The 24,076-nt window shown below is 45.1% G+C and carries 21 protein-coding genes and 2 tRNA genes; 19 read left to right on the top strand and 4 right to left on the bottom strand.

Going from position 1 to position 24,076, the window contains the following annotated elements; translation table 11 throughout:
* Positions 1-8: 8 nt before the first annotated feature.
* Positions 9-305 carry a ribosome assembly RNA-binding protein YhbY gene (gene yhbY / locus L3V30_RS03195; RefSeq protein WP_005380066.1) on the bottom strand — a complete coding sequence of 99 codons (297 nt, stop codon included), beginning with the start codon at positions 303-305 and terminating at the stop codon, positions 9-11.
* A gap of 138 nt (positions 306-443) precedes the next feature.
* On the opposite strand from yhbY, the gene rlmE reads away from it, so the two are divergent.
* The 17 genes from rlmE to L3V30_RS03110 all read left to right on the top strand — a co-directional run bounded on the left by rlmE (position 444) and on the right by L3V30_RS03110 (position 18,521).
* Entirely contained in the window at positions 444-1,073 is a 630-nt protein-coding gene (gene rlmE, locus L3V30_RS03190; protein ID WP_005388985.1) for a 23S rRNA (uridine(2552)-2'-O)-methyltransferase RlmE, read from the top strand.
* Between the two features lie 108 nt (positions 1,074-1,181).
* Positions 1,182-3,155: an ATP-dependent zinc metalloprotease FtsH gene (gene ftsH, locus L3V30_RS03185; protein WP_041852890.1), complete on the top strand. Its 1,974-nt coding sequence runs from the start codon at positions 1,182-1,184 to the stop codon at positions 3,153-3,155.
* Between the two features lie 52 nt (positions 3,156-3,207).
* Positions 3,208-4,038 (top strand): dihydropteroate synthase, encoded by an 831-nt coding sequence (gene folP, locus L3V30_RS03180; protein WP_150919625.1) that lies wholly within the window; start codon positions 3,208-3,210, stop codon positions 4,036-4,038.
* Between the two features lie 19 nt (positions 4,039-4,057).
* Positions 4,058-5,398 carry a phosphoglucosamine mutase gene (gene glmM, locus L3V30_RS03175; protein ID WP_005394663.1) on the top strand — a complete coding sequence of 447 codons (1,341 nt, stop codon included), beginning with the start codon at positions 4,058-4,060 and terminating at the stop codon, positions 5,396-5,398.
* A 221-nt stretch (positions 5,399-5,619) separates the two neighbouring features.
* Entirely contained in the window at positions 5,620-5,958 is a 339-nt protein-coding gene (gene secG, locus L3V30_RS03170) for a preprotein translocase subunit SecG (RefSeq protein ID WP_005394661.1), read from the top strand.
* Positions 5,959-5,974: 16 nt separating this feature from the next.
* A tRNA-Leu gene (locus tag L3V30_RS03165) sits at positions 5,975-6,058 on the top strand.
* 56 nt (positions 6,059-6,114) lie between these two features.
* Positions 6,115-6,191: transfer RNA gene (locus tag L3V30_RS03160), tRNA-Met, on the top strand.
* Positions 6,192-6,416: 225 nt separating this feature from the next.
* Positions 6,417-6,872: a ribosome maturation factor RimP gene (gene rimP, locus L3V30_RS03155; protein WP_005394659.1), complete on the top strand. Its 456-nt coding sequence runs from the start codon at positions 6,417-6,419 to the stop codon at positions 6,870-6,872.
* A gap of 36 nt (positions 6,873-6,908) precedes the next feature.
* A complete protein-coding gene (gene nusA, locus L3V30_RS03150) occupies positions 6,909-8,396 on the top strand; it encodes a transcription termination factor NusA (protein WP_005380084.1) in 1,488 nt (495 codons plus the stop codon).
* A gap of 22 nt (positions 8,397-8,418) precedes the next feature.
* A complete protein-coding gene (infB, locus tag L3V30_RS03145) occupies positions 8,419-11,127 on the top strand; it encodes a translation initiation factor IF-2 (protein ID WP_012841448.1) in 2,709 nt (902 codons plus the stop codon).
* 114 nt (positions 11,128-11,241) lie between these two features.
* The gene (gene rbfA, locus L3V30_RS03140; protein ID WP_005394657.1) at positions 11,242-11,637 is read left to right on the top strand and encodes a 30S ribosome-binding factor RbfA; all 396 of its coding nucleotides are present in this window, start codon (positions 11,242-11,244) and stop codon (positions 11,635-11,637) included.
* Positions 11,637-12,590, top strand: a complete 954-nt coding sequence (gene truB, locus L3V30_RS03135) for a tRNA pseudouridine(55) synthase TruB (RefSeq protein ID WP_005394656.1) — start codon at positions 11,637-11,639, stop codon at positions 12,588-12,590. Before rbfA ends, truB begins: the two co-directional genes overlap by 1 nt.
* Positions 12,591-12,731: 141 nt before the next feature.
* Positions 12,732-13,001, top strand: coding sequence for a 30S ribosomal protein S15 (rpsO, locus tag L3V30_RS03130; RefSeq protein WP_005380094.1), 270 nt, complete (start codon positions 12,732-12,734; stop codon positions 12,999-13,001).
* A gap of 292 nt (positions 13,002-13,293) precedes the next feature.
* Positions 13,294-15,429: a polyribonucleotide nucleotidyltransferase gene (gene pnp, locus L3V30_RS03125; RefSeq protein ID WP_237308301.1), complete on the top strand. Its 2,136-nt coding sequence runs from the start codon at positions 13,294-13,296 to the stop codon at positions 15,427-15,429.
* Positions 15,430-15,608: 179 nt separating this feature from the next.
* Positions 15,609-16,529 carry a lipoprotein NlpI gene (gene nlpI, locus L3V30_RS03120; protein ID WP_065645462.1) on the top strand — a complete coding sequence of 307 codons (921 nt, stop codon included), beginning with the start codon at positions 15,609-15,611 and terminating at the stop codon, positions 16,527-16,529.
* A 98-nt stretch (positions 16,530-16,627) separates the two neighbouring features.
* A complete protein-coding gene (locus L3V30_RS03115; protein ID WP_005394653.1) occupies positions 16,628-17,050 on the top strand; it encodes a MarR family transcriptional regulator in 423 nt (140 codons plus the stop codon).
* Positions 17,051-17,174: 124 nt separating this feature from the next.
* Complete coding sequence (locus tag L3V30_RS03110) at positions 17,175-18,521, top strand: MATE family efflux transporter (protein ID WP_005394652.1); 1,347 nt, start codon at positions 17,175-17,177, stop codon at positions 18,519-18,521.
* Positions 18,522-18,574: 53 nt separating this feature from the next.
* On the opposite strand, the gene L3V30_RS03105 is transcribed toward L3V30_RS03110, so the two are convergent.
* From L3V30_RS03105 to L3V30_RS03095, 3 genes are all read right to left on the bottom strand, one after another.
* A complete protein-coding gene (locus L3V30_RS03105; RefSeq protein WP_041853020.1) occupies positions 18,575-19,453 on the bottom strand; it encodes a U32 family peptidase in 879 nt (292 codons plus the stop codon).
* A gap of 20 nt (positions 19,454-19,473) precedes the next feature.
* Positions 19,474-20,487: a peptidase U32 family protein gene (locus L3V30_RS03100; protein WP_005394650.1), complete on the bottom strand. Its 1,014-nt coding sequence runs from the start codon at positions 20,485-20,487 to the stop codon at positions 19,474-19,476.
* Positions 20,488-20,620: 133 nt separating this feature from the next.
* Positions 20,621-22,660 (bottom strand): bifunctional diguanylate cyclase/phosphodiesterase, encoded by a 2,040-nt coding sequence (locus tag L3V30_RS03095; protein ID WP_005394646.1) that lies wholly within the window; start codon positions 22,658-22,660, stop codon positions 20,621-20,623.
* Positions 22,661-23,023: 363 nt separating this feature from the next.
* Here L3V30_RS03095 and L3V30_RS03090 point away from each other — a divergent pair, with 363 nt between their 5' ends.
* Together L3V30_RS03090 and L3V30_RS03085 are read left to right on the top strand one after the other, a co-directional pair.
* Positions 23,024-23,551 (top strand): SCP2 domain-containing protein, encoded by a 528-nt coding sequence (locus tag L3V30_RS03090; RefSeq protein ID WP_005394645.1) that lies wholly within the window; start codon positions 23,024-23,026, stop codon positions 23,549-23,551.
* Positions 23,535-24,038, top strand: coding sequence for an N-acetyltransferase (locus tag L3V30_RS03085; RefSeq protein ID WP_237308300.1), 504 nt, complete (start codon positions 23,535-23,537; stop codon positions 24,036-24,038). The genes L3V30_RS03090 and L3V30_RS03085 overlap by 17 nt, the downstream gene beginning before the upstream one ends.
* Positions 24,039-24,076: the final 38 nt, after the last annotated feature.

Genomic DNA, 24,076 nt, shown 5'->3' with positions numbered 1-24,076 from the left:
AAGTAGAATTACTTACGAGGGATTTCGATTTTACGCTCTTCAGACTGGCGGTACAGCACAAGCACTTTACCAATAGTCTGAACTTTTTCTGCGCCCGTCTCACGTACGATAGCGTCGATGATTAGCTGTTTTGTTTCACGATCTTCTGAAGCAACTTTTACTTTGATCAGTTCGTGATGGTTAAGAGCGATTTCAATTTCTGCTAGCACGGCTTCTGTAAGTCCATTTGCGCCCATTAGCACGACAGGTTTTAAACTGTGAGCTAGGCCTTTAAGGTGCTGCTTTTGTTTGGTGCTTAGGTTCATTACGCGGCCAATTTTCTTTAAAATAAGGGTTGAAAAAAGCTATTTTAACGCCATCTATTGCTGAAGACTATAATTTATTGAGTAATAGGTAGCGCCTATTAAAACAATAGCTCCAATTTGCGCCTTGTTGGGATTAAAATGAGTAAACAAAAACATTCGGCTAGTTCTGGTCGTTGGTTGAAAGAACACTTTGATGATAAATACGCGAATGAGGCTCGTAAAAAAGGCTATCGCTCACGTGCTTATTTCAAGATCGATGAGATTCAAACGAAAGATAAATTGTTAAAGCCTGGGATGACAGTCGTCGATTTGGGTGCGGCACCGGGCGGGTGGTCTCAATATGCTGCTAAGATAGTAGGAGACAGTGGTCAGATCATTGCGTGTGATTTGCTTCCTATGGACCCGATTGCGGGTGTCAGCTTTTTACAAGGCGACTTTCGCGATGATGCTGTATTGGAAGCTTTGCTAGAAAGAATCCAACCTTCAATGGTAGACGTAGTAATGTCTGACATGGCACCTAATATTGCGGGAAATAACTCTGTTGACCAACCTCGTGCTATGTATTTAGTTGAATTGGCTTTAGATATGTGTCGACAAGTTCTAGCGCCTAATGGTAGCTTTGTCGTAAAGGTTTTCCAGGGGGAAGGCTTCGATCAGTATGTGAAAGAAGTCCGAGACATGTTTAAAGCCGTAAAAATTAGAAAACCAGACTCATCGCGAGCTCGCTCTCGAGAAGTCTTTGTTGTAGCCACTGGTTACAAAGGTTAACCATTTTGCTCTCTTGAGAGCGTGTTAACACTATAGCTACAGTGAATGAACTGTAGTACCCTACCTTTAATTACAATTAGTTATCGAGAGGCTTACACCTTGAGTGACATGGCAAAAAATTTAATTCTGTGGCTTGTTATCGCCGTCGTATTGATGTCGGTATTCCAGAGCTTTGGCCCTGGAGAAAGCAATGGCAGAACCGTGGATTACACCACGTTTGTACAGGAAGTTGGCCAAGGCCAGATTCAAGAAGCAACTTTTAAAGACGGTGAAATTAGCTTTGTTCGTCGTGGCGGCGGTGCCAAAATGGTCACTTACATGCCAGTGTATGACCAAAAGCTTCTAGATGACCTAATTAACCAAAACGTGAAAGTACAGGGCACGCCTCCAGAAGAGCAGAGCTTGCTTGGTACTATTTTCATTTCTTGGTTCCCAATGATCTTACTGATTGGTGTATGGATTTTCTTCATGCGTCAAATGCAGGGCGGCGGCGGTAAAGGCGCCATGTCTTTTGGTAAGAGTAAAGCTCGAATGATGAGCGAAGAGCAAATCAAGACCACCTTTGCTGACGTTGCAGGTTGTGACGAAGCAAAAGAAGACGTGAAAGAGCTGGTGGACTACTTGCGTGATCCAAGCCGCTTCCAAAAACTGGGCGGTAAGATTCCTACTGGTGTGTTAATGGTAGGTCCTCCCGGTACTGGTAAAACGCTTTTAGCGAAAGCCATTGCTGGTGAAGCAAAAGTACCGTTTTTTACCATCTCGGGTTCAGATTTCGTAGAAATGTTTGTGGGTGTCGGTGCATCTCGTGTACGTGACATGTTCGAACAAGCTAAGAAAGCAGCGCCTTGTATTATCTTCATCGATGAAATCGATGCGGTAGGTCGTCAGCGTGGTGCTGGTGTTGGTGGTGGTCACGATGAACGTGAACAAACACTAAACCAAATGCTAGTAGAGATGGATGGTTTCGAAGGTAACGAAGGTATCATCGTAATCGCTGCTACTAACCGTCCAGACGTTCTTGACCCAGCATTGCTACGTCCTGGTCGTTTTGACCGCCAAGTGGTGGTTGGATTGCCAGATGTACGTGGTCGTGAGCAGATTCTAAAAGTACACATGCGTAAAGTCCCTCTAGCAGGTGACGTAGAGCCTTCTCTAATCGCTCGTGGTACACCAGGCTTCTCTGGTGCTGATTTAGCAAACCTAGTCAACGAAGCGGCGCTATTTGCTGCGCGCGGTAACAAGCGTAACGTTTCTATGGTTGAATTCGAATTAGCGAAAGACAAAATCATGATGGGTGCCGAGCGCCGTTCAATGGTTATGTCTGAAGAGACAAAAGAGTCAACGGCTTATCACGAAGCGGGTCACGCAATTGTTGGTCGTTTAGTACCTGAGCACGATCCAGTGTACAAGGTGTCGATCATTCCACGCGGTCGCGCGTTGGGTGTGACTATGTACCTACCAGAGCAAGACCGTGTCAGCATGTCTCGCCAGCATCTAGAGTCTATGATCTCTAGCTTGTACGGTGGTCGTCTAGCGGAAGAGCTTATCTACGGTGCTGATAAAGTCTCAACAGGCGCGTCAAACGATATTGAACGTGCAACTGATATTGCTCGTAAGATGGTTACTCAATGGGGTTTCTCTGAAAAGCTTGGTCCTCTACTGTATGCAGAAGATGAAGGTGAGGTGTTCCTTGGTCGTAGCGTGACTCAGACTAAGCATGTATCTGATGATACGGCGAAGCTGATTGATGATGAAGTTCGTCAAATCATTGACCGCAACTATGACCGTGCGAAGAAGATTCTTCAAGAAAACATGGATATCATGCATGCGATGAAAGATGCGCTGATGAAGTATGAAACCATTGATGCTCGTCAAATTGATGATTTAATGGAGCGCAAAGCTGAAATTCGTGAGCCTGCGGGTTGGAGTGATAACTCAACTAGCAAACCTGAAGACAGCGAGAAGCCTCAAGCAAAGCCAGAAGTTAAAGAAGAAGCAACGGACGCTGCGAAAGATGCAGAAAAGTCTAGCTCTCCAGAAGCGACTTCTAGCGAAGCGCCTGAAAAGAAAGACTCTGAATAAAGAGTGTTGATAATAATAAACCCCGAGTTATCTCGGGGTTTTTGTGTTTATGATGATGATTACAGCAAATAACAAATCTTTAGATCTTTCCCGTCCACATGTTATGGCCATTCTAAATGTGACTCCGGATTCCTTTTCCGATGGTGGTAAATACAACTCGATTGAACTCGCCCTTGCTCAAGTTGATAAAATGATAAAGGCTGGTGTAAGCATTGTTGATGTTGGTGGGGAGTCGACAAGGCCTGGCGCGCCAGATGTGTCTCTAGAAGAAGAACTTCGACGTGTTGTCCCAGTAATCAAGGCCATTCGTGAAAAGTACGATGTGTGGATTTCGGTCGATACCAGTAAAGCGGAAGTTATGCGTCAAGCAATTGATGCTGGGGCTGACTTGATCAATGACATTCGATCTTTGCAAGAGCCTGGTGCTCTCGAAGTCGCAGCAGAAGCAAAGCTTCCAATTTGTCTGATGCATATGAAAGGTCAACCTAGAACCATGCAAGTTGCACCTCATTATGATGATGTGATGAGCGACGTATCAGCCTTTCTAGAAGAACGTATCGCGGCATGTGAAGCAGCAGGGATTGATAAATCTCAACTGATTCTCGATCCTGGATTTGGCTTTGGCAAAACGATAGAACACAATTATCATATGCTCGCTCATCTTGAAAAGTTTCATGAATTCGGCCTGCCAATTTTGGCTGGCATGTCTCGTAAGTCAATGATTTTTAAGTTGTTGGATAAGCCAGCGGCTGAATGTACAAATGCGAGTGTCGTTTGCGCTACGATTGCAGCAATGAAAGGCGCGCAGATCATTCGTGTGCATGACTTTGAAGAGACAATCGAAGCAATGAAAGTTGTTGAGATGACGAAAAGCAATATTTAAAAATAATAAAGGAAAGTTTATGTCGAATAAAAGACGTTACTTTGGTACTGACGGTGTGCGTGGTAAAGTAGGACAATACCCAATCACTCCGGACTTCGTACTTAAGCTTGGCTGGGCTGCTGGTCGTGTACTAGCAAAACAAGGCACAAAGAAAGTTATTATAGGTAAAGATACGCGTATCTCCGGTTATATGCTTGAATCTGCATTAGAAGCAGGCCTTGCTGCAGCGGGACTTAAAGCAACATTTACTGGTCCAATGCCAACCCCAGCAGTGGCATATTTAACTCAAACTTTCCGCGCAGAGGCGGGGATTGTGATTTCTGCATCGCATAACCCATATTACGACAACGGCATTAAATTCTTTTCTTCTGAAGGTACTAAGCTACCTGACGATATCGAGTTGGCGATTGAAGCTGAGCTGGATAAAGACATTGAATGCGTTGAGTCTGCAGAACTTGGTAAAGCCACTCGTCTAAATGATGCTGCTGGCCGTTACATCGAATTCTGTAAGAGTACTTTCCCATCTGAATTGAGTCTTGCAAACTTTAAAATCGTAGTAGATTGTGCGCACGGTGCAACGTACCACATTGCTCCAAATGTCTTCAAAGAGCTTGGCGCAGAAGTTATTGCAATGGGCGTAGAGCCTAACGGCATCAACATTAATGAAGAAGTGGGCGCAACAGATGTTCGTGCGCTTCAAAAGCGTGTCGTTGAAGAGCAAGCGCACCTTGGTTTAGCATTTGATGGTGATGGTGACCGTATCATTATGGTCGACCACCTTGGCAACAAAGTCGATGGCGACCAAATTGCTTACATTATTGCTCGTGATGCTCTTCGTCGTGGCGAGCTAAAGGGTGGTGTAGTTGGTACGTTGATGACTAACTTGGGCATGGAAAATGGCTTAAAGCAGCTAGGCATTCCATTCGTTCGTGCCGCTGTTGGTGACCGTTATGTCATGGAACAACTGCTAGAAAAAGGCTGGAAAATTGGTGCTGAAAACTCAGGCCATGTGATCTTATTAGATAAAGTCACCACGGGCGATGCGATTGTTGCAGCACTGCAAGTGCTTGCTTCTGTAGTTGGCAGCGATATGTCTTTGCATGAGCTATCGCAAGGCATGACGTTGTATCCTCAGGTTCTAGAAAATGTCCGCTTTGCAGGGGAAAGTAATCCTCTTGAAGCTCAAGCAGTACTAAACGCCGTCGCCGAAGTAGAAGCTACGCTGGGTGATAAAGGACGTGTATTGCTGCGTAAATCTGGCACAGAGCCTTTGATTCGCGTTATGGTGGAAGGTGAGGATGGCGAGTTAGTTCAAAGCTCTGCATTGAAAATTGCCGAAGCTGTAAAAGCAAGTTGTTAATCATTGCGTTAAAGTGTGCAGTGTATGAAAAGGGCATCTTTTGCCCTTTTTTTGAGCGCTTAGCGCATTGGCATTGATTTTTTACTAATTTTCCCTTGTCAGCGTTACCGGCTTTCGCTAGTATTGCTCCGCCTCCCGTTAGGAGGTCGCTAGCCTTGTTCAATTATGATTTATTCTCTTGAACGGCGCTGGCTCAACAATTTGGAACATAGGTGGAAAAAATGTTTTCAGTTCTACTTGTGATTTACCTGTTGGCAGCGCTTGGTGTGATTGGCCTTGTGTTGATTCAACAAGGTAAAGGCGCAGATATGGGAGCCTCGTTCGGTGCTGGTGCTTCAAACACAGTGTTTGGTGCTGGCGGCTCAGGTAATTTCTTAACCCGAACAACTGCTATTTTAGCAACCGTATTCTTTATCGTTAGCTTGTTGCTTGGTCGTATGTCTACGCACAAGATTGAATCACAATGGGTAGACCCAACATTAGGTCAACCAGTTGTTGAACAAGTTAAGGATGCAGCGAGTGAAGTTCCAGCCCCTGCGGGTGATGAAATTCCTCAATAAGCTGTAAGGTTTTGATGCCGAGATGGTGAAATTGGTAGACACGCTAGCATGAGGTGCTAGTGCCTTAGGTGTGAGGGTTCGAGTCCCTCTCTCGGCACCATGTATTTACAAACTTGTAAATCACTTGTTTGCGAGTATAATGCTCAGCAAGTCGGACGCGGGGTGGAGCAGCTTGGTAGCTCGTCGGGCTCATAACCCGAAGGTCGTCGGTTCAAATCCGGCCCCCGCAACCAATCTCTTTCTTTAAGAAGAAATCGTAGATTGGCAAGTTTGCGTAGTGCTAACCACACTACGAGTTAAGAGAAGCATTTGTTGGCTATTCTTAACGTATCAGGGTCCAGCAGCATAAAACCCCGACTATCGGGGTTTTTTGTTATCTGAGCTTTTTGAAATAGCTCAGAGACTGCTTGGTTTTTTGATTGGGCTCTGAGCCCTTTTTTTGTTTCTGGAGTGGTTAAATGACTGGTTTAGAAAGACAACTTACTGAAATGCTTGAAGCACCAGTAGAGGCATCAGGCTATGAGTTGGTTGGATTAGAATTCATTCGTGCAGGCGCGCACTCAACGTTACGCATCTACATTGACCATGAAAATGGTATTAACGTGGACGACTGTGCAGAAGTTAGCCACCAAGTTAGTGCGGTTTTAGACGTTGAAGATCCAATTTCTGTTGCTTACAGCCTAGAAGTGTCTTCTCCAGGTTTAGAAAGACCACTTTTTAAAGCAGCACATTACGAGCAATTTATTGGTCACGAGGTCAGCATCGTATTGAAAATGGCTGTAGCAAACCGTCGTAAGTGGAAAGGTATTATCCACGGCGTTGATGGCGAAACAGTGACAATTACTGTAGACGGTCAGCAAGAAGAGTTTGCTCTAAGTAACATTTCCAAAGCTAACCTGATCCCTAAATTTTAGTTCCCTAAAAAAGTTTAAGCTTAGAGGCTAAATACAATGAGTAAAGAAATTTTAGCGGTAGCAGAAGCGGTATCGAACGAAAAAGCGGTACCTCGTGAGCGTATCTTTGAGGCTCTTGAGATTGCTCTAGCAACTTCTACAAAGAAAAAATACGAAATCGAAATCGACGTACGTGTTGCCATTGACCGTAAAACTGGTGAGTTTGTGACTTACCGTCGTTGGTTAGTTGTTGATGATGTTGAGAACCCTACAAAAGAGATCTCATTAGAAGCAGCACAGTACGAAGATGACTCAATCGAACTTGGCGACTACGTAGAAGACGAAATCGAATCAGTAACGTTTGACCGTATTACGACTCAAACGGCTAAGCAAGTTATCGTACAAAAAGTTCGTGAAGCTGAACGTGCACAAATCGTTGAGCAGTTCATCGACAATGAAGGTGATCTAATCACTGGCGTTGTGAAAAAAGTAAACCGCGACACTATCGTGCTTGACCTTGGTAACAACGCTGAAGCGGTAATCCTACGTGATGACCAACTTCCTCGTGAAAACTTCCGTCCAGGCGACCGCGTTCGTGGCCTTCTTTACAAAGTCGCGCCAGAAGCACGTGGTTTCCAACTGTTCATCACTCGTTCTAAGCCTGAAATGCTGGCAGAACTATTCCGTGTTGAAGTGCCTGAAATCGCTGAAGATATTATCGAGTTGAAAGGCGCGGCACGTGATCCTGGTTCTCGTGCTAAGATCGCTGTCAAAACAAATGACAAACGTATCGACCCTGTAGGTGCGTGTGTTGGTATGCGTGGTGCACGTGTACAAGCTGTTTCTGGCGAACTTGGTGGTGAGCGTATCGATATTGTGCTTTGGGATGATAACCCAGCTCAATTCGTTATCAACGCAATGGCGCCAGCTGATGTTGCTTCTATCATCGTTGATGAGGATGCACACTCAATGGACATCGCAGTTGAAGCTGACAACCTAGCGCAAGCTATCGGTCGTAATGGTCAAAACGTGCGTCTAGCATCTCAACTAACAGGTTGGGAACTGAATGTTATGACAGTTGCTGATCTTCAGAAGAAACACGCTGAAGAATCACAAGCATCTATTGAAAACTTCATGAAGTACCTAGATATTGAAGAAGACTTCGCTCAACTTCTTGTTGAAGAAGGTTTCTCAACGCTAGAAGAAATCGCATACGTGCCAGTTAACGAGCTACTAGAAATCGATGGTTTGAATGAAGAACTAATCGAAGAGCTTCGTGGACGTGCAAAAGATGCACTAACGACGATCGCACTAGCACAAGAAGAGTCTTTTGAAGGTCTAGAACCGGCTGAAGATCTGCTTGCACTTGAAGGTCTTGAGCGTGAGATGGCATTTAAATTGGCAGCGAAAGGTGTAGCGACACTGGAAGATCTTGCTGACCAAGGTATTGACGATTTAGAAGGTATCGAAGGCCTGACCGAAGAACGTGCAGGTGAGCTAATTATGGCCGCACGTAACATCTGTTGGTTCGGCGAAGAAGCATAATTTTCGGCAAGGAGGAAGCGGCATGACACAATTAACAGTTAAAGCACTGAGTGATGAGATTGGTACGCCAGTCGACCGCTTGATTGAACAACTTGCTGACGCTGGCATTAAAAAGGCGAGCTCTGACAATGTTACTGATGAAGAGAAACAGAAGCTTCTCTCTCATTTAAAGAAAGAACACGGTGATAAATCAGGTGATTCAGAGCCGACTCGCCTTACGCTTCAGCGTAAAACTCGTAGTACACTTAGTGTGAACGCGGGTGGTGGTAAGAGTAAGAATGTTCAGGTTGAGGTGCGCAAAAAACGTACATACGTGAAGCGCAGCACAATTGAAGATGAAGCGAAACGTGAAGCTGAAGAAGCAGCACAACGTGAAGCAGAAGAAGCAGCAAAACGTGCAGCAGAAGAAGCTGCAAAACGTGAAGCTGAAGAAGCTGCAAAACGTGAAGCTGAAGAAGCAGCAAAACGTGAAGCGGAAGAAAAAGCGAAACGTGAAGCTGAAGAAAAAGCGAAGCGAGACGTAGATACGAATGCACAACGTAATGCTGAAGAAAAAGCAAAGCGTGATGCTGAAGAGAAAATTAAGCAAGAAGCAGCGCGAAAAGAGGCCGACGAGCTTAAACGTCGTCAGGAAGAAGAAGCTAAGCGTAAGGCTGAAGAGGAAAGTCAGCGCAAGCTTGAAGAAGCTCGCGAATTGGCTGAAAAGAATAAAGAGCGTTGGTCTGCTGCAGAAGAGAAAAAGGGTGATATGGAAGATACAGATTACCATGTAACGACTTCACAATACGCACGTGAAGCCGAAGATGAAGCAGATCGCAAAGTAGAGAGCGGTCGTCGTAAGAAGAAAAAAGCTTCAGGTAAAGACGACCAAGCTCGCGGTGGCCGTAACAACCAACGTGGCGGTAGAGGTCGTAAAGGCAAACTTGCTAAACCGACTTCAATGCAGCATGGCTTTGATAAGTCAGCAACGGTTGCTAAGCAAGACGTTGTAATTGGCGAAACGATCGTTCTATCAGAACTTGCTAACAAGATGTCGGTTAAAGCGACAGAAGTTATCAAAGTAATGATGAAGATGGGCGCTATGGCGACTATCAACCAAGTGATCGACCAAGAAACAGCACAACTTGTTGCTGAAGAAATGGGCCATAAAGTAGTTCTTCGTAAAGAGAACGAACTGGAAGAAGCGGTACTATCTGACCGTGACACTAACGCGGAAGCAGTTCCACGTGCTCCAGTTGTTACTATCATGGGTCACGTTGACCACGGTAAAACGTCAACACTTGACTACATCCGTCGCACACACGTTGCTTCTGGCGAAGCGGGTGGTATTACTCAGCACATTGGTGCGTACCACGTTGAAACAGACAACGGCATGATCACGTTCCTTGATACTCCTGGACACGCAGCGTTTACTGCAATGCGTGCTCGTGGTGCTCAAGCAACAGATATCGTTGTTCTTGTAGTTGCAGCAGACGATGGCGTAATGCCACAAACAGTAGAAGCGATTCAGCACGCGAAAGCGGCAGGCGTTCCTCTAATTGTTGCTGTGAACAAGATCGATAAAGAAGACGCGAACCCAGATAACGTTAAGAACGAGCTTGCTCAATACGACGTTATTCCTGAAGAGTGGGGCGGTGAGAACATGTTCGTTCACATCTCTGCTAAACAGGGTACAAACATCGATGGTCTTCTAGAAGCAATCCTTCTTCAGTCTGAAGTTCTTGAACTTACAGCTGTAGCTGAAGGCATGGCATCTGGTGTTGTTGTTGAATCTCGCCTAGATAAAGGTCGTGGTCCAGTTGCAACAGTACTTGTTCAATCAGGTACACTAAACAAAGGCGACATCGTTCTTTGTGGTCAAGAATACGGCCGTGTTCGTGCAATGCGTGATGAGCTAGGTAAAGAAATTACTTCGGCTGGCCCATCTATCCCTGTAGAGATCCTAGGTCTTTCAGGTGTACCATCTTCAGGTGATGAAGCAACAGTAGTTCGTGACGAGCGTAAAGCGCGTGAAGTAGCTAACTACCGTGCTGGTAAGTTCCGTGAAGTGAAACTTGCTCGTCAGCAGAAATCTAAACTAGAGAACATGTTCTCTAACATGACTGCTGGTGAAGTTGCTGAACTTAACGTTGTACTTAAAGCAGACGTTCAAGGTTCTGTAGAAGCAATCGCAGACTCACTAGTTAAGCTATCTACTGACGAAGTTAAAGTGAACATCGTTGGTTCTGGTGTTGGTGGTATTACGGAAACTGACGTAGTACTAGCGGAAGCTTCAAACGCTATCATCCTTGGCTTTAACGTTCGTGCAGATGCTTCTGCTCGCCGTGCTGTTGAAGCCGCAGCTGTTGACTTACGTTACTACTCAATCATTTACCAATTGATTGACGAAGTGAAACAAGCAATGGGTGGTATGCTTGCTCCAGAATTCAAGCAAGAGATCATTGGTCTTGCTGAAGTTCGTGACGTGTTTAAGTCACCGAAACTGGGTGCTATCGCTGGTTGTATGGTTACAGAAGGTGTGATCAAGCGTAACAACCCAATCCGTGTACTACGTGATAACGTTGTTATTTACGAAGGTGAACTAGAGTCACTACGTCGTTTCAAAGATGACGTTCAAGAAGTTAAGAATGGCTACGAATGTGGTATCGGCGTTAAGAACTACAATGATGTTCGCGTTGGTGACCAAATCGAAGTCTTCGAAATCGTTGAAATTAAACGTACTCTAGACTAATTGACTAAAATTACTAATATTATCTTTGAAAGATAAGTAGTAATTGGTTGTTGAATACACCATGGGGGGCTGGCTTTGACCAACCCCCCATTCTTTCTATATAAGAGTAAAGATATGTCAAAAGAATTTAGCCGCACGCAGCGTGTTGCACAGCAGCTGCAAAAAGAACTAGCGATGATCCTTCAACGTGAAGTTCGTGACTCTCGCCTTGGCATGGTGACGATCTCAGACGTAGAAGTTTCTCGTGACCTAGCTTACGCAAAAGTATTTGTGACCTTCCTATGTGTGGGCGAGCAAACACCAGAATCATGTCTAGCAGCGCTACGTGAGCACGAAGTGCACATTCGCATGATGTTAGGTAAGCGCATTCGCCTACGTCTAACGCCAGAAATCCGCTTCCATTATGACAATACGCTTGTTGAAGGTATGCGTATGTCTAACCTAGTGTCTGAAGTGGTAAGCTCAGACAAGAAAAAGCAAAAAGACTCTGGTCGTGAGGACGAAGAATAATGGCTCGTCGTCGTAAAGGTCGTCCAATTAATGGCGTTATACTGTTGGACAAACCAACAGGCATCTCTTCCAATGATGCACTGCAAAAAGTAAAGCGAATCTACTTTGCTGAGAAAGCAGGCCACACTGGTGCCTTGGACCCATTAGCGACAGGCATGCTGCCAATTTGCTTGGGTGAAGCGACGAAGTTTTCTCAGTTTCTTCTAGATTCTGATAAACGCTACCGTGTGATCGCAAAGCTTGGTGAACGTACCAACACGTCTGACTCGGATGGTGAAGTCGTAGAGACACGTCCAATCGATGTTACGTTAGACAAGCTAGAAGCGTGCATTGAGAAGTTCCGTGGCGAATCTGATCAAGTACCTTCCATGTTTTCAGCGTTGAAATATCAAGGGAAACCCTTGTATGAATACGCTCGCAAAGGCATCGAAGTTCCGCGTGAATCTCGTAAGATCACGGTATACGAGATTGTTCTTCACCGTTTTGAAGGCGATGAAGTCGAGATGGAAGTTCATTGCTCAAAAGGCACCTACATTCGTACCATCGTGGATGACCTAGGCGAAATGTTAGGTTGTGGTGCGCACGTAACTATGCTTCGACGCACTGGTGTTGCGAAATACCCTTACGAGAAGATGGTGACACTTGAGCAACTGAATGAGTTACTAGAGCAAGCACACCGTGAAGAACGCGCTCCTCGAGAACTACTGGACCCATTGCTGTTACCAATGGATACAGCGGTAGAAGATTTACCAGAAGTCAACTTAGTGCCTGAACTGGCGGATATGGTTCAGCATGGGCAACCTGTTCAAGTATTTGGTGCGCCTACCGAAGGCTCACTTCGCCTTACCATGGGTGAAGAGCGTTTGTTTATTGGCGTTGGCGAAATGAACGAAGATGGCAAAATCGCTCCTAAGCGATTGGTTGTGTTTCGAGATGACGTCGCATCCAAGTAAATGATTGAAAATACCGACCTGAGTGTCGGTATTTTTATATTGCACGAGATAGGAAATTTCCCTATAATCCGCGCTTCGCGTAGCGGCTGAATCAGAGATTGGCTGCTACAACTTTAAACCTACTCTTATTAGGAGAGAATTATGTCTCTGAATGCAGAAACTAAAGCAGCAATCGTTGCAGAATACGCACAAGGCGAAGGCGACACTGGTTCACCAGAAGTTCAAGTAGCTCTACTTACAGCTTCTATCAACCACCTACAAGGTCACTTCAAAGCGCACAAAGGCGATCACCACAGCCGTCGTGGTCTTCTACGCATGGTTTCTCGTCGTCGTAAGCTTCTAGATTACCTAAAAGGTAAAAACCTAGCTCGCTACCAAGACCTAATCAAACGTCTAGGCCTACGTCGCTAATCAGCGACTGCATAGCAGTTTGTCTAAAAAGGGGCTTTATGCCCCTTTTTTGTTGCCTAAATTTAGCCAAATTAGACTTATGCCGTTATAATACTGGCGGCTAAACCTCGTAAGAGGTTTTCTCAAAAGCTCATAGCATTACAGTCAACCACGTCGACCAAAAGGTCGCGACTATTCAAAAGGAATTTCCGAGTTTCTTTTTACTAGTCGCGATTCGTAATGTCTTGAGTGTCAATTAACACATCTAAGATTTCTTTTAGCACTAAAGGAAGATTAGAAACAAGGAATAACAATGTTCGAAAAACCAGTTGTTAAAACGTTCCAGTACGGTAACCACACAGTTACTTTAGAAACTGGCGTTATTGCACGTCAAGCTACAGCAGCAGTTATGGTCACAATGGATGATACGTCTGTATTCGTATCTGTTGTAGGTAAAAAAGAAGCCGTTGCAGGTCAAGACTTCTTCCCACTAACGGTTAACTACCAAGAGCGTACTTACGCTGCAGGTAAAATCCCAGGCGGTTTCTTCAAGCGTGAAGGTCGTCCTTCTGAAGGCGAAACGCTAACAGCTCGTCTAATCGACCGTCCAATCCGTCCGCTATTCCCAGACGCGTTTAAAAACGAAGTTCAGGTTATCGCGACAGTAATGTCTGTAAACCCAGATGTTCAGCCAGATATCGTTACAATGATCGGTACTTCTGCTGCTCTTGCTATCTCTGGCATTCCATTCAACGGCCCTATCGGTGCGGCGCGTGTTGGTCATATCGATGGTCAGCTTGTACTTAACCCTAGCCAAACTGAACTAGAAACTTCTAAGCTTGACCTTGTTGTTGCAGGTACAGAGTCAGCCGTACTGATGGTTGAATCAGAAGCGGACAACCTAACTGAAGAAGAAATGCTAGCAGCGGTTGTTTACGGTCATGATCAACAACAAGTTGCTATCAAAGCTATCAACGAATTCAAAGCAGAAGTAGCAACTCCTGCTTGGGATTGGGTTGCTCCTGAAGAAAACACAGCACTTAAAGATAAGATTGCTGAGCTAGCAGAAGCGAAGCTTGTTGAGGCTTACAAAATCATTGAGAAGATGGCTCGTTACGACCGTATCAATGAGATCGCTGCGGAAGTAAATGAAGTTCTTCTTGCTGAAGATCCTGAAGCGGATACAAAAGAAATTCACACTATCTTCCATGATCTAGAGAAAACAGTCGTACGTCGTAGCATCATCGCGGGTAACCCTCGTATTGATGGCCGTGAAAAAGACATGGTTCGTGCACTAGATGTACGCACTGGTGTTCTTCCTCGCACACACGGTAGCGCGCTATTCACTCGTGGTGAAACTCAGGCTATCGTGACGGCAACTCTAGGTACTCAGCGTGATGCTCAAATCATTGATGAGCTAACAGGTGAGCGTAAAGATCACTTCCTACTGCACTACAACTTCCCTCCATACTGTGTTGGTGAAACTGGTTTTGTAGGTTCTCCTAAGCGTCGTGAAATCGGTCACGGTAAACTGGCTAAACGCGGTATCGCAGCAGTAATGCCTTCTGTTGATGAATTCCCATACACAGTACGTGTTGTATCGGAAATCACTGAATCTAACGGTTCTTCTTCAATGGCTTCTGTATGTGGTACTTCTCTTGCTCTTATGGATGCAGGTGTGCCAATCAAGTCTTCTGTTGCGGGTATCGCAATGGGTCTTGTTAAAGAAGGCGACGACTTCGTTGTTCTTTCTGACATCCTTGGTGACGAAGACCACCTAGGTGACATGGACTTTAAAGTAGCGGGTACTAACACTGGTATCACAGCACTTCAAATGGACATCAAGATCGAAGGTATCACTAAAGAGATCATGCAAATTGCGCTTAACCAAGCTCAAGGTGCACGTAAGCACATCCTATCTGTAATGGATGAAGCTATCTCTGGTGCTCGTGAAGACATCTCTGAATTTGCTCCTCGTATTCACACAATGAAGATCAGCGCAGAGAAGATCAAAGACGTTATCGGTAAAGGTGGTGCAGTTATCCGTGCTCTAACTGAAGAGACTGGTACAACTATCGAAATCGAAGACGACGGTACTATCAAGATTGCTGCAACTGAAGGCACTGCTGCGAAAGAAGCTATCCGCCGTATCGAAGAGATCACTGCTGAAGTTGAAGTTGGCCGTATCTACACGGGTAAAGTTGCACGTCTAGCTGACTTCGGTGCATTCGTAACGGTTCTTCCAGGCAAAGATGGTCTTGTACACATTTCTCAAATCGCAGAAAAACGCGTTGAGAAAGTGTCTGACTACCTAGCTGAAGGCCAAGAAGTTCAAGTTAAAGTTCTTGAAATCGACCGCCAAGGCCGTGTACGTCTAAGCATGAAAGAAGCGGTAGAAAAGCCAGCTGAAGAAGCTGCTGCTGAAGCACCAGCTGCGAAAGACGAGTAAGACAAAATGAGACTTTCAGCCTTTTATTAGATTAAGGGCCTGAAAGCATGTTATAAAAGGGGAGCATTTTCGCTCCCCTTTTTTTGGTTTATTTCGACGCATTAACCTCAAACGAGGTTATCGCCTATATTGCATTAAGAGAAATAAATTTTGAGCGGTCCAAACAGGAGTATCAATTAGTGAAATGGTTTCAAACCGCAAGTTTATGTGTTGCTATCGCGCTGACCGGTTGTGCAAATACTTCTCAGCAATCAGCACAAAAGTGGCTATATCCACCGATGGCGGTGCCACTTCAGCCTAGCGTTCAACAAGAAGTACAAATCGCGCGTTTATCGCAGTTGCTACAACGTCCTGATCTCAGTGATGAAGTACGCGCTAAAATGCATTATGAGCGCGGTAGCTACTACGATAGCGTTGGTTTGCGTGATCTTGCCCGTTTGGACTTTAACCAGTCTTTGCAGTTGAATCCTGCTCAACCGGATATCTTCAATCTTTTGGGGGTGTATTTCACCCAAGTAGGGGAGTTTGACGCGGCTTATGAAGCGTTTGACTCGACCATAGAGTTGGCTCCGGATAATACCTATGCTGAACGCAACCGTGCGATTGCACTGTATTATGGTGGCCGAATCGATCTCGCTTTAGAAGATATGACCAAGCACTATCAAGAAATGCCAACGGATCCTTTTCGTTCATTATGGCTGTACATCATCGAAGCTGAGCAAAATCCAGAGCAAGCAAAAGCCAATCTTCAACAGCGTTATTTACGAGATCGTAGTGAAGAGTGGGGATGGGTTCTTGTTGCCATCATGCTGCGAGACGTCTCGGACGAAGACGCTCTTAAAGCAATTATGGATGGAACGAGAGAGAACTATCGCCTAGCTGAACGATTGACGGAAACGTATTTCTACCTTGGAAAGCGTAATCAGCTTGAAGGTGACATCGCAAGTGCCATCTCACTTTATAAGCTCGCGATTTCGTTCAACGTTTATGATTATGTTGAGCACCGGTATTCCTTCTTAGAACTGGCACAAATCTACGATCAATTACAGCAAGACAGATTGGCCAAGCTAAAGGCCGCTAAGAAGCAGGAAATTGATTGATTTAGAGCCGCTCGATGAGAGCGGCTTTTTTATGATTGAACTTGATGAGTGACTCATTTAAAATAGTTAGCCTTGCTAACTAAGTAGTGGTGGATTTTGTGGCACTAGAAGAAAGCTTGATTGATTTAGAGCGTTTTTGCGCCAAAGCTTGGCGTGTTTATGCCAAAGAAGATCCGTTATCACATCTAAGCTTTAATGAGTTCGACTATTTACGTGTGATTCAGGTTTACCCTGAGGGTGTACGAATAACCGATCTTGCAGAAGAGTTGCAAGTGACTAAGCCTTCCGCATCGACAATGGTTGTTCGTTTGGAAAAAAAGGGTTTAGTGAAACGCATCGCATGTAATGAGGATGCCCGTGCTAAGCGTGTATTGCTGACAGAAGAAGTCGCAGAAAAAATGTCTTTGGAGCAGGTGGTTTACAAAGATATCTCTGAACAAATGATGCAACAATTAAATCAGCAAGAAGCTGAGCAGTTACAAGCTTTACTGAATAAAGCATTGAGCAATAAGTCATTTTAAATTAAACCAAAGGCCTCCGCTGTACGCATTAGCCTTTGGTGTTTCATTTTTCTTTTATTTAATTTAACTATTTAGTTAGTCTTGCTAATTAAATGGTTAGCTTTGCTAACTACTGGTGGCAGTCATGCAAAACTCAATTTATAGACAGTTTTGGAAATATACGATTCCAACCGTCGCAGCAATGCTCGTGAACGGTTTATATCAAATAGTTGATGGCATTTTTATTGGCCGTTATGTTGGTGCTGACGGATTAGCAGGGATCAATGTTGCGTGGCCGATCATCGGTTCCATCCTTGGTATAGGGATGATGATTGGCGTGGGGACTGGTGCGCTAACGTCGATTAAGCAAGGAGAAAACGATCATGAAGGCGCGAAGCGTATTTTAACAACCGGATTGGGGTTGTTAACGATATTGATGCCGGTCGTTGCTACCATATTGTTCTATTTTGCCGATGAATTTATTCGCTGGCAGGGGGCGGAAGGGCGAGTGTTTGAACTCGCGCTGCAATATCTGCATATTCTGATTGTCGCGTGCGTATTTACGCTAGGCTCTATCGCGGTTCCATTTCTTTTACGCAATGACGACAGCCCGAACTTAGCAACGATGCTGATGGTCATCGGTGCTGTCATTAATATTGTATTAGACTACGTATTTATTGCTTGGTTGGGGTGGGAGTTAACCGGAGCGGCCATTGCTACAGCGCTGGCACAATTGGTGGTAACCGTGCTTGGTATTGGTTACTTCTTTACTTCAAAAGCGACCTTACGCCTTCGAATCAGTGACTTTAAGGTTCAAGTTGATGTTGCACCAAAGATTATAATGATCGGTACATCTAGCTTCTTTATGTACGCGTACGGCTCTGTGATGGTGGCAATGCACAACGCATTATTTGCTCAGTACGGAAGTGCAATGTTGATCGGAGCGTACGCCATTTTGGGGTACATCGTGACGGTTTACTATCTAATTGCAGAGGGAATCGCGAACGGTATGCAACCTCTAGTGAGTTTCAATCACGGGGCGCGCAACCAGGCGAACGTCAGAAAATTACTGCAAGTCGCAATGGGGACATCTGTGCTTGGTGGTGTAGCGTTTGTTGGTTTGATGAACCTTTTCCCGTACGAGTTGGTCTCGGTGTTTAACAATGCTGATCAACAGTTGATTGATAGCACGGTGATCGGGATTCGTTTACACATGTTTGCGTTGTTCCTAGATGGCTTTTTAGTCGTGGCGGCTGCGTACTACCAATCGGTAAACAAAGGCAGCAAAGCCATGTTTGTGACATTAGGCAACATGTTGGTTCAACTGCCGTTTTTATTCGTTATGCCGAAACTGTTTGGCGTGACAGGTATTTGGCTGGCTTTCCCATTGTCCAATATTGCGCTGAGTTTAGTCGTGGTCAGTATGTTGTGGCGGGACGTGAAAAAGCTGCTAAACGAAACTTCGGCTGAGCCAACAGTGCAAGCCTGTTAACAATGGCTGATAGAGAAAAGCGAGGTTGGGCCTCGCTTTTCTTTTTTGGAGAGCTAAATGTTTTTTACTTCTAAGCCAGCTAGCTGATGCCAATAGCCATTGCATTGGCGGCTTTCGAGTTTTTCAGGGTTGTCGCCATGCTCGTTTGAGCGAAAATGCTCTAACTCAGAAAGTGTACTCACACCGAGAGGGCTTAAGCGGACCACATCAACTAGCCCTTGCATGCTTGGTAAGTCATTGATCAGGTTATAACAATACCCTGATTGTGTTTGAATACCGTTAAGGTTAAAGACTTCTTGCCCTTCTTGGCTACTGACCTGGATTCCTGTTGGGTATTTGATACAGCAGGTTTCGCAATCGTCTTTCGCTCGGTTTTCAGCTCGGGCTGTGAAACAGCGAGCGGAATACGCTAAAGGTAAATAACCGTGGCTAAATACCTCAACTTCAAACTTGTTACGAATACCAAGCTCGTCACACTGAACTAAAGTATCGTTTAACCATTCGCGAGAGAGCTCGACAGGCATACACCAGCGAACCATACCTTGCTTCAAAAATAAGTTGAGCGTGTGTGCGTTATAAGTATTGATTGCAGGACCAACGACGAAAGGCACTTTATGCTCTGATGCTAATTGAACCGCCGATACGTCATTAGCCTCAATGGCGAAGTCACCGTTATTGATGTACTTCTTCATGATGTTTACTTCACTCGGTGCTTCCAGTAGCGCCATCGTAGAGATAACGACTTGCTTGCCAGAGGCAGATAAGTCTTTAGCGATTTCCAACCAGTGGGCTGATTTCATTTCTCTGCGTTTAGAGCAAACCGATTCACCCAGGTAAATAATGTCTGCAGAGCTTTGTTTTGCTTGTTGGTAGAAGGCTTCTACATCTTGTTTTGGCCAAAAATAGAGTAGTGGGCCAAGTGCGTATTTCATTGAGTTATCCATCTTAACCTCTACTGCCATTTACGGTGGTAAGCACCTAAGGTGGTTTGCGTTCCTTCCGACACATTTGCGAGCGTCGCATCCCATGCGGCTTCAACTTGGTAAGCTTCTGGGTTGGCTTGGTAGCGATCGATCGCGGCTCGCCATGTTCGAGTGACTTGCTCTACGTAAGCTGGGCTGCGTTGGCGCCCTTCAATTTTTACAGATGCGACATTAGCGGCAAACAGTTCTGGCAGCATCGAAAGGGTGTTCAAACTGGTTGGCTCTTCCAGAGCATGATAGCGTTTTTTCTCACCATCAATTTCTGTTTCAAAACGACCTTTACAGAGCGTAGGGTAGCCTGCGTTTTCTCCTGCGCAGTAGCGGTCAATTAGGATATTATTTAGACGAGACTCAAGGCCTTGATCAGTTTCTTGCCAACGAACGTATTTGGCAGGAGAACAGGCACCCACAGTGTTTGGGGACTCACCCGTCATGTATGATGACAAATAACAACGGCCTTCGGACATAATACAAAGGCTACCAAAAGCAAAGACTTCTAGCTCGACATCGCTAGTGATGTTGCGCGAAAGCTGCTTCACCTGATGAATCGATAAGACGCGAGGCAGCACCACACGTTTTACGTTGAAGTTCTGTTTATAAAAATCAATGGCTGCGATGTTGGTCGCTGATGCTTGCACTGAAAGATGTAGTTCCAGATCGGGATATTTGCGAGCTGCATACTCCAGAACTGCAATGTCTGCAACAATCAGCGCGTCCACACCCAATGCCGCTGCATTGTCTACCGCGTTCGTCCAGCGCTCAAAGCCATTGGGATGAGCGAAGGTATTCAACGCGACATGAATTTTTTTGTCGCGGTCGTGAACGTATTGCACCGCTTTTTCTAACTTTTTGCCGTTAAAGTTGAGGCCAGCAAAGTGACGGGCGTTGGTATCATCTTTGAAGCCAATGTAGACGGCATCGGCACCGCAATCAATCGCAGTTTTTAACGCAGGCAGGTTACCCGCGGGACACAAGAGTTCCATATGCTCACAATCATTGAGAATAAAAAGGTGTCCGCATTTTATGAAGAATTATGAATAGCGAAATTGACCTAAGTTAGGTTTAGCTCAATAAAGTCGATATTTACCCCTTGAGAGTAAGGGTATCGAGTCGGGGTTAGTTCTTGTGACGACGATTCTGTACAAACAGCTCTTCAATTTCATGTTTTGGCTGTGGGCGATAAAAATGGAATCCTTGAATCGCATTACATTGAAGGTTAGAGAGCAAAGTAGCTTGCTGGTGGGTTTCCACCCCCTCGGCAACGACCGTCAAGTCGAGTGACTTACCCAGATTAATGATGTTTTCAATCACAGTGACCTGTTTGGGTAGCGTGTCGATATCGTTAATAAACGCGCGGTCGATTTTCAGCTCGTCGATAGGGAAGCGCGCTAAGTAGGAAAGGGAAGAGTAACCAGTACCAAAGTCATCGATAGAGAGGGCGAAGCCTAGTTTCTTAATCGCATTCAGCATTTGCAGTGTATGTTCGCTATCACTCATCACGGCACTTTCGGTTAGCTCGAAGGTAATGCAGCTTGGATCAAGCTCGGTAGTGCGAAGCAACTTTTCCATAAAGTCGATCAGCTGTGGGTTACCAAATTGCTCGGGAGAGAGGTTGATAGCGACACGACCTGGCAGTATGCCTTGTTGTTTCCAACGTTTTACCGTATTGAAAACATCACGCATCACGACGCGTCCAAGGTGTTCGATTAACCCTGCACGCTCGGCGACAGGAATGAATGAACCTGGGCTAATGTAACCTTCGACAGGGTGTTTCCAACGAACGAGCGCTTCGGCGCCGTTGATACTGAAGTCACGCGCGTTAACCTTTGGTTGATACCACACTTCTAAACCGTTCTGCTGCAATGCTTTTTGCAGTTCGATTTCAAGCCACAAACGCATGCGCGCTTCTTTGTTCATCTGGTCGTTAAATTTGATCAGGCGATTTCGGCCACGATCTTTGGCTTCATACATCGCCGTATCAGCATTTTGTAGCAGGATTCTCGCATCTTGCCCGTCTTCAGGGTAACGAACGCTACCAATTGAGCACGCAAGGCGTTTGCTGAAGTGGTGTAAATCGAAAGGCTGGTTGATCAACGAGATAATGCGATCTGACAAAATTTCAGCCATGCGGGTATTTTCTGGTTCTGGCAGAATGACGCCAAACTCATCGCCACCCAAATGACCAATAATCGCTTGATTTGGCAGTAATCGTTTAAGACGGGCCGATACCTCTTGAATCACTTTATCGCCAATGTGGTGACCAAGTGAGTCATTAATATTTTTGAAGTTATCGATATCCAAATAGAACACCAGAAGCGGTGTTTGCTTTTTGATCAGCTGTTCCAAACGTTTGGTGAAGCCAAAGCGGTTGTAGAGTTTGGTGAGCGAATCAATGTGTATGTCTTCATTCGATGCAGAAGACAAATTCTTGGGTGTATCGTCAGCGTCTTGGATCAAGATGATTTGAGACTCGCTGCCTAATATCGCCGTAGAATCTGCGTGTAACTGAACTTTTCGTTCAAAGCCACATCTCGCGCTGGTTAAGCAAACAAACGGCTTGTCAGAAATTAATGCACTCAAACGATGACTAAACACTTTCTTGCTGTTTTCATCGATGAATAGACGGCTGAGCTCCTCGCCTAGCAACTCATGGGGAGAGTTCAGTCCCAGAAGGCGTGCTGATGCAGGGTTGGCAGAGATGATAATGTCATCTTCGATAAGCAGCAGACCGTCAGGCAGTAGTTGTGTCAATTTCGCAAATTTACTTTCGGACTCCTCTAAGGAGCGTACGAGGATCTGCTTTTCTGAAGTATCCACAGCGTGAAAAACGACAAAGCGAATTTCGTTACCTTCAAAAACCGGTGACAGACTAAAGTGCAGGCTGGTTTCAAGGTCGGTTTCATCGAGGGTGATTTCGGCTTCGACATGCGTTCCTTTGAATGCACGCTGATAGTAGGGCGCCAGCTTTTTATAAAACTGCTCGCCCAGTACCTGGCAATCGTTTAAGCCGATGATTTCCTCATGACTTAAACCTGCGATATCGCAGTAACGGTCACTTACCATTCGATAATTGTGTTTTTTATCAAGAATGGCAAAGAAGAAAGGGCTATTTGAGGTTAGCGTGGCAAACCAATGTTTTAATTGCTGGGAAGGCATTAGGGTATTACCGATCTCCAATGAGCCAGATTATTCGTCCGTGTATAAAAAGCGACACCCTGATAAGCCTGCGGCGGTCTACTATCAAGTCACAGTATCGCTTGCCATTAAAGGGCTCGCGGTTTTAACTTTACAGTTGACAATCACATGGATACGCTCAGATAACTATAACTTTGAAAATACGGTTGTAAAAGTGTTTATCCACCTGTTCGCATCAATAATACACGTAACTTCAAAAAAAGAAGCGTTAGTGAACAATAATCCACCAATCTAAAATAAGCACTTTATTGATACATAACAGTAATCTCATTGCCACGATTGCTTAATATAGGCAACCTAATGACAAAGTAACGGATAATGAACGTGTTAAACAAGATTCGCAGTCAACTAGTAAAGAACGCAGCTAACATTTTGCGTTCTCCAGTCCAGTTATTACCACAGCCAATTCAGCAAAAAGCATTGCTGGAGGGGCTAAAAATGGTGTTTAAAGAAGCCTTGGAAGATGGTGACTTTGAGTTCCTTGAAGACAAGTGGTTAAAAGTTGCGATTAAAGACTTGAACTTAGCATGGTACATCAGCTATCAAGACGAAAAATTAGTGGTAGCTGAAAAACCAGTTCAGGAAGATGTGAGTTTTAGTGGTAATCTAAACGACCTAGTACTGATTGCTGGTCGTAAAGAAGACCCTGACACACTGTTCTTCCAACGTCGCCTTTCAATTGAAGGCGATACTGAGCTTGGCTTAGAAGTGAAAAACTTAATGGACAGTGTCGACTTAGAGCAGTTACCGAAAGCAATGCAAGTCGCTTTGAATCAATTGGCTGATTTTGTTCAGAAAGGGGTTCAAGCGCCTGCACAACCAACCGGAGTAGCGAATGCTTATTCGAACTGAAGCCCCTGCGGACATTCTTACCATTGACCGCTTATTGAAACACGCCTTCCCGACGGAAGCTGAAGCTAAGCTTGTGATGCGTTTGCGCGAAAACAGCAAATTCACACTTTCCTTAGTCGCGTGTACAGATGAGGGAGAGGTGATAGGCCATGCTTTATTTAGTCCAGTGACCTTAAATGGTGAAGATTTGTCGTGGCAAGGGCTGGCGCCATTGGCTGTTCATGAAGATTACCGTTGCCAAGGTATCGCTGCAGAGTTGATCAAAGAAGGTTTTGATTCACTTCGTGATTTTGGCTATCCAGTGTGTGTGGTGTTGGGCGATCCTTATTATTACGCGCGCCAGGGCTTTCAATCATGCGACGAGATGGGATTCGAATGCGCTTGGGATGTTCCTAAAGGTGCATTTCGTATCGCAGAGTTGGTCGAAGGTCAATGTGCCGGACGCTCCGGACGCATAGATTACGCGCCAGAGTTCTCTGAACTGTAAATGAAAGAAGCCCACTAACTCAGTGGGCTTCTTTCTTA

It is taken from the genome of Vibrio sp. A1-1 (assembly GCF_021728175.1).
GTDB classification, from domain to species: Bacteria; Pseudomonadota; Gammaproteobacteria; order Enterobacterales; family Vibrionaceae; genus Vibrio; species Vibrio diabolicus.
Note: the sequence above shows the minus strand (reverse complement) of the source record. Positions and strands in the feature narration are given on the sequence as shown.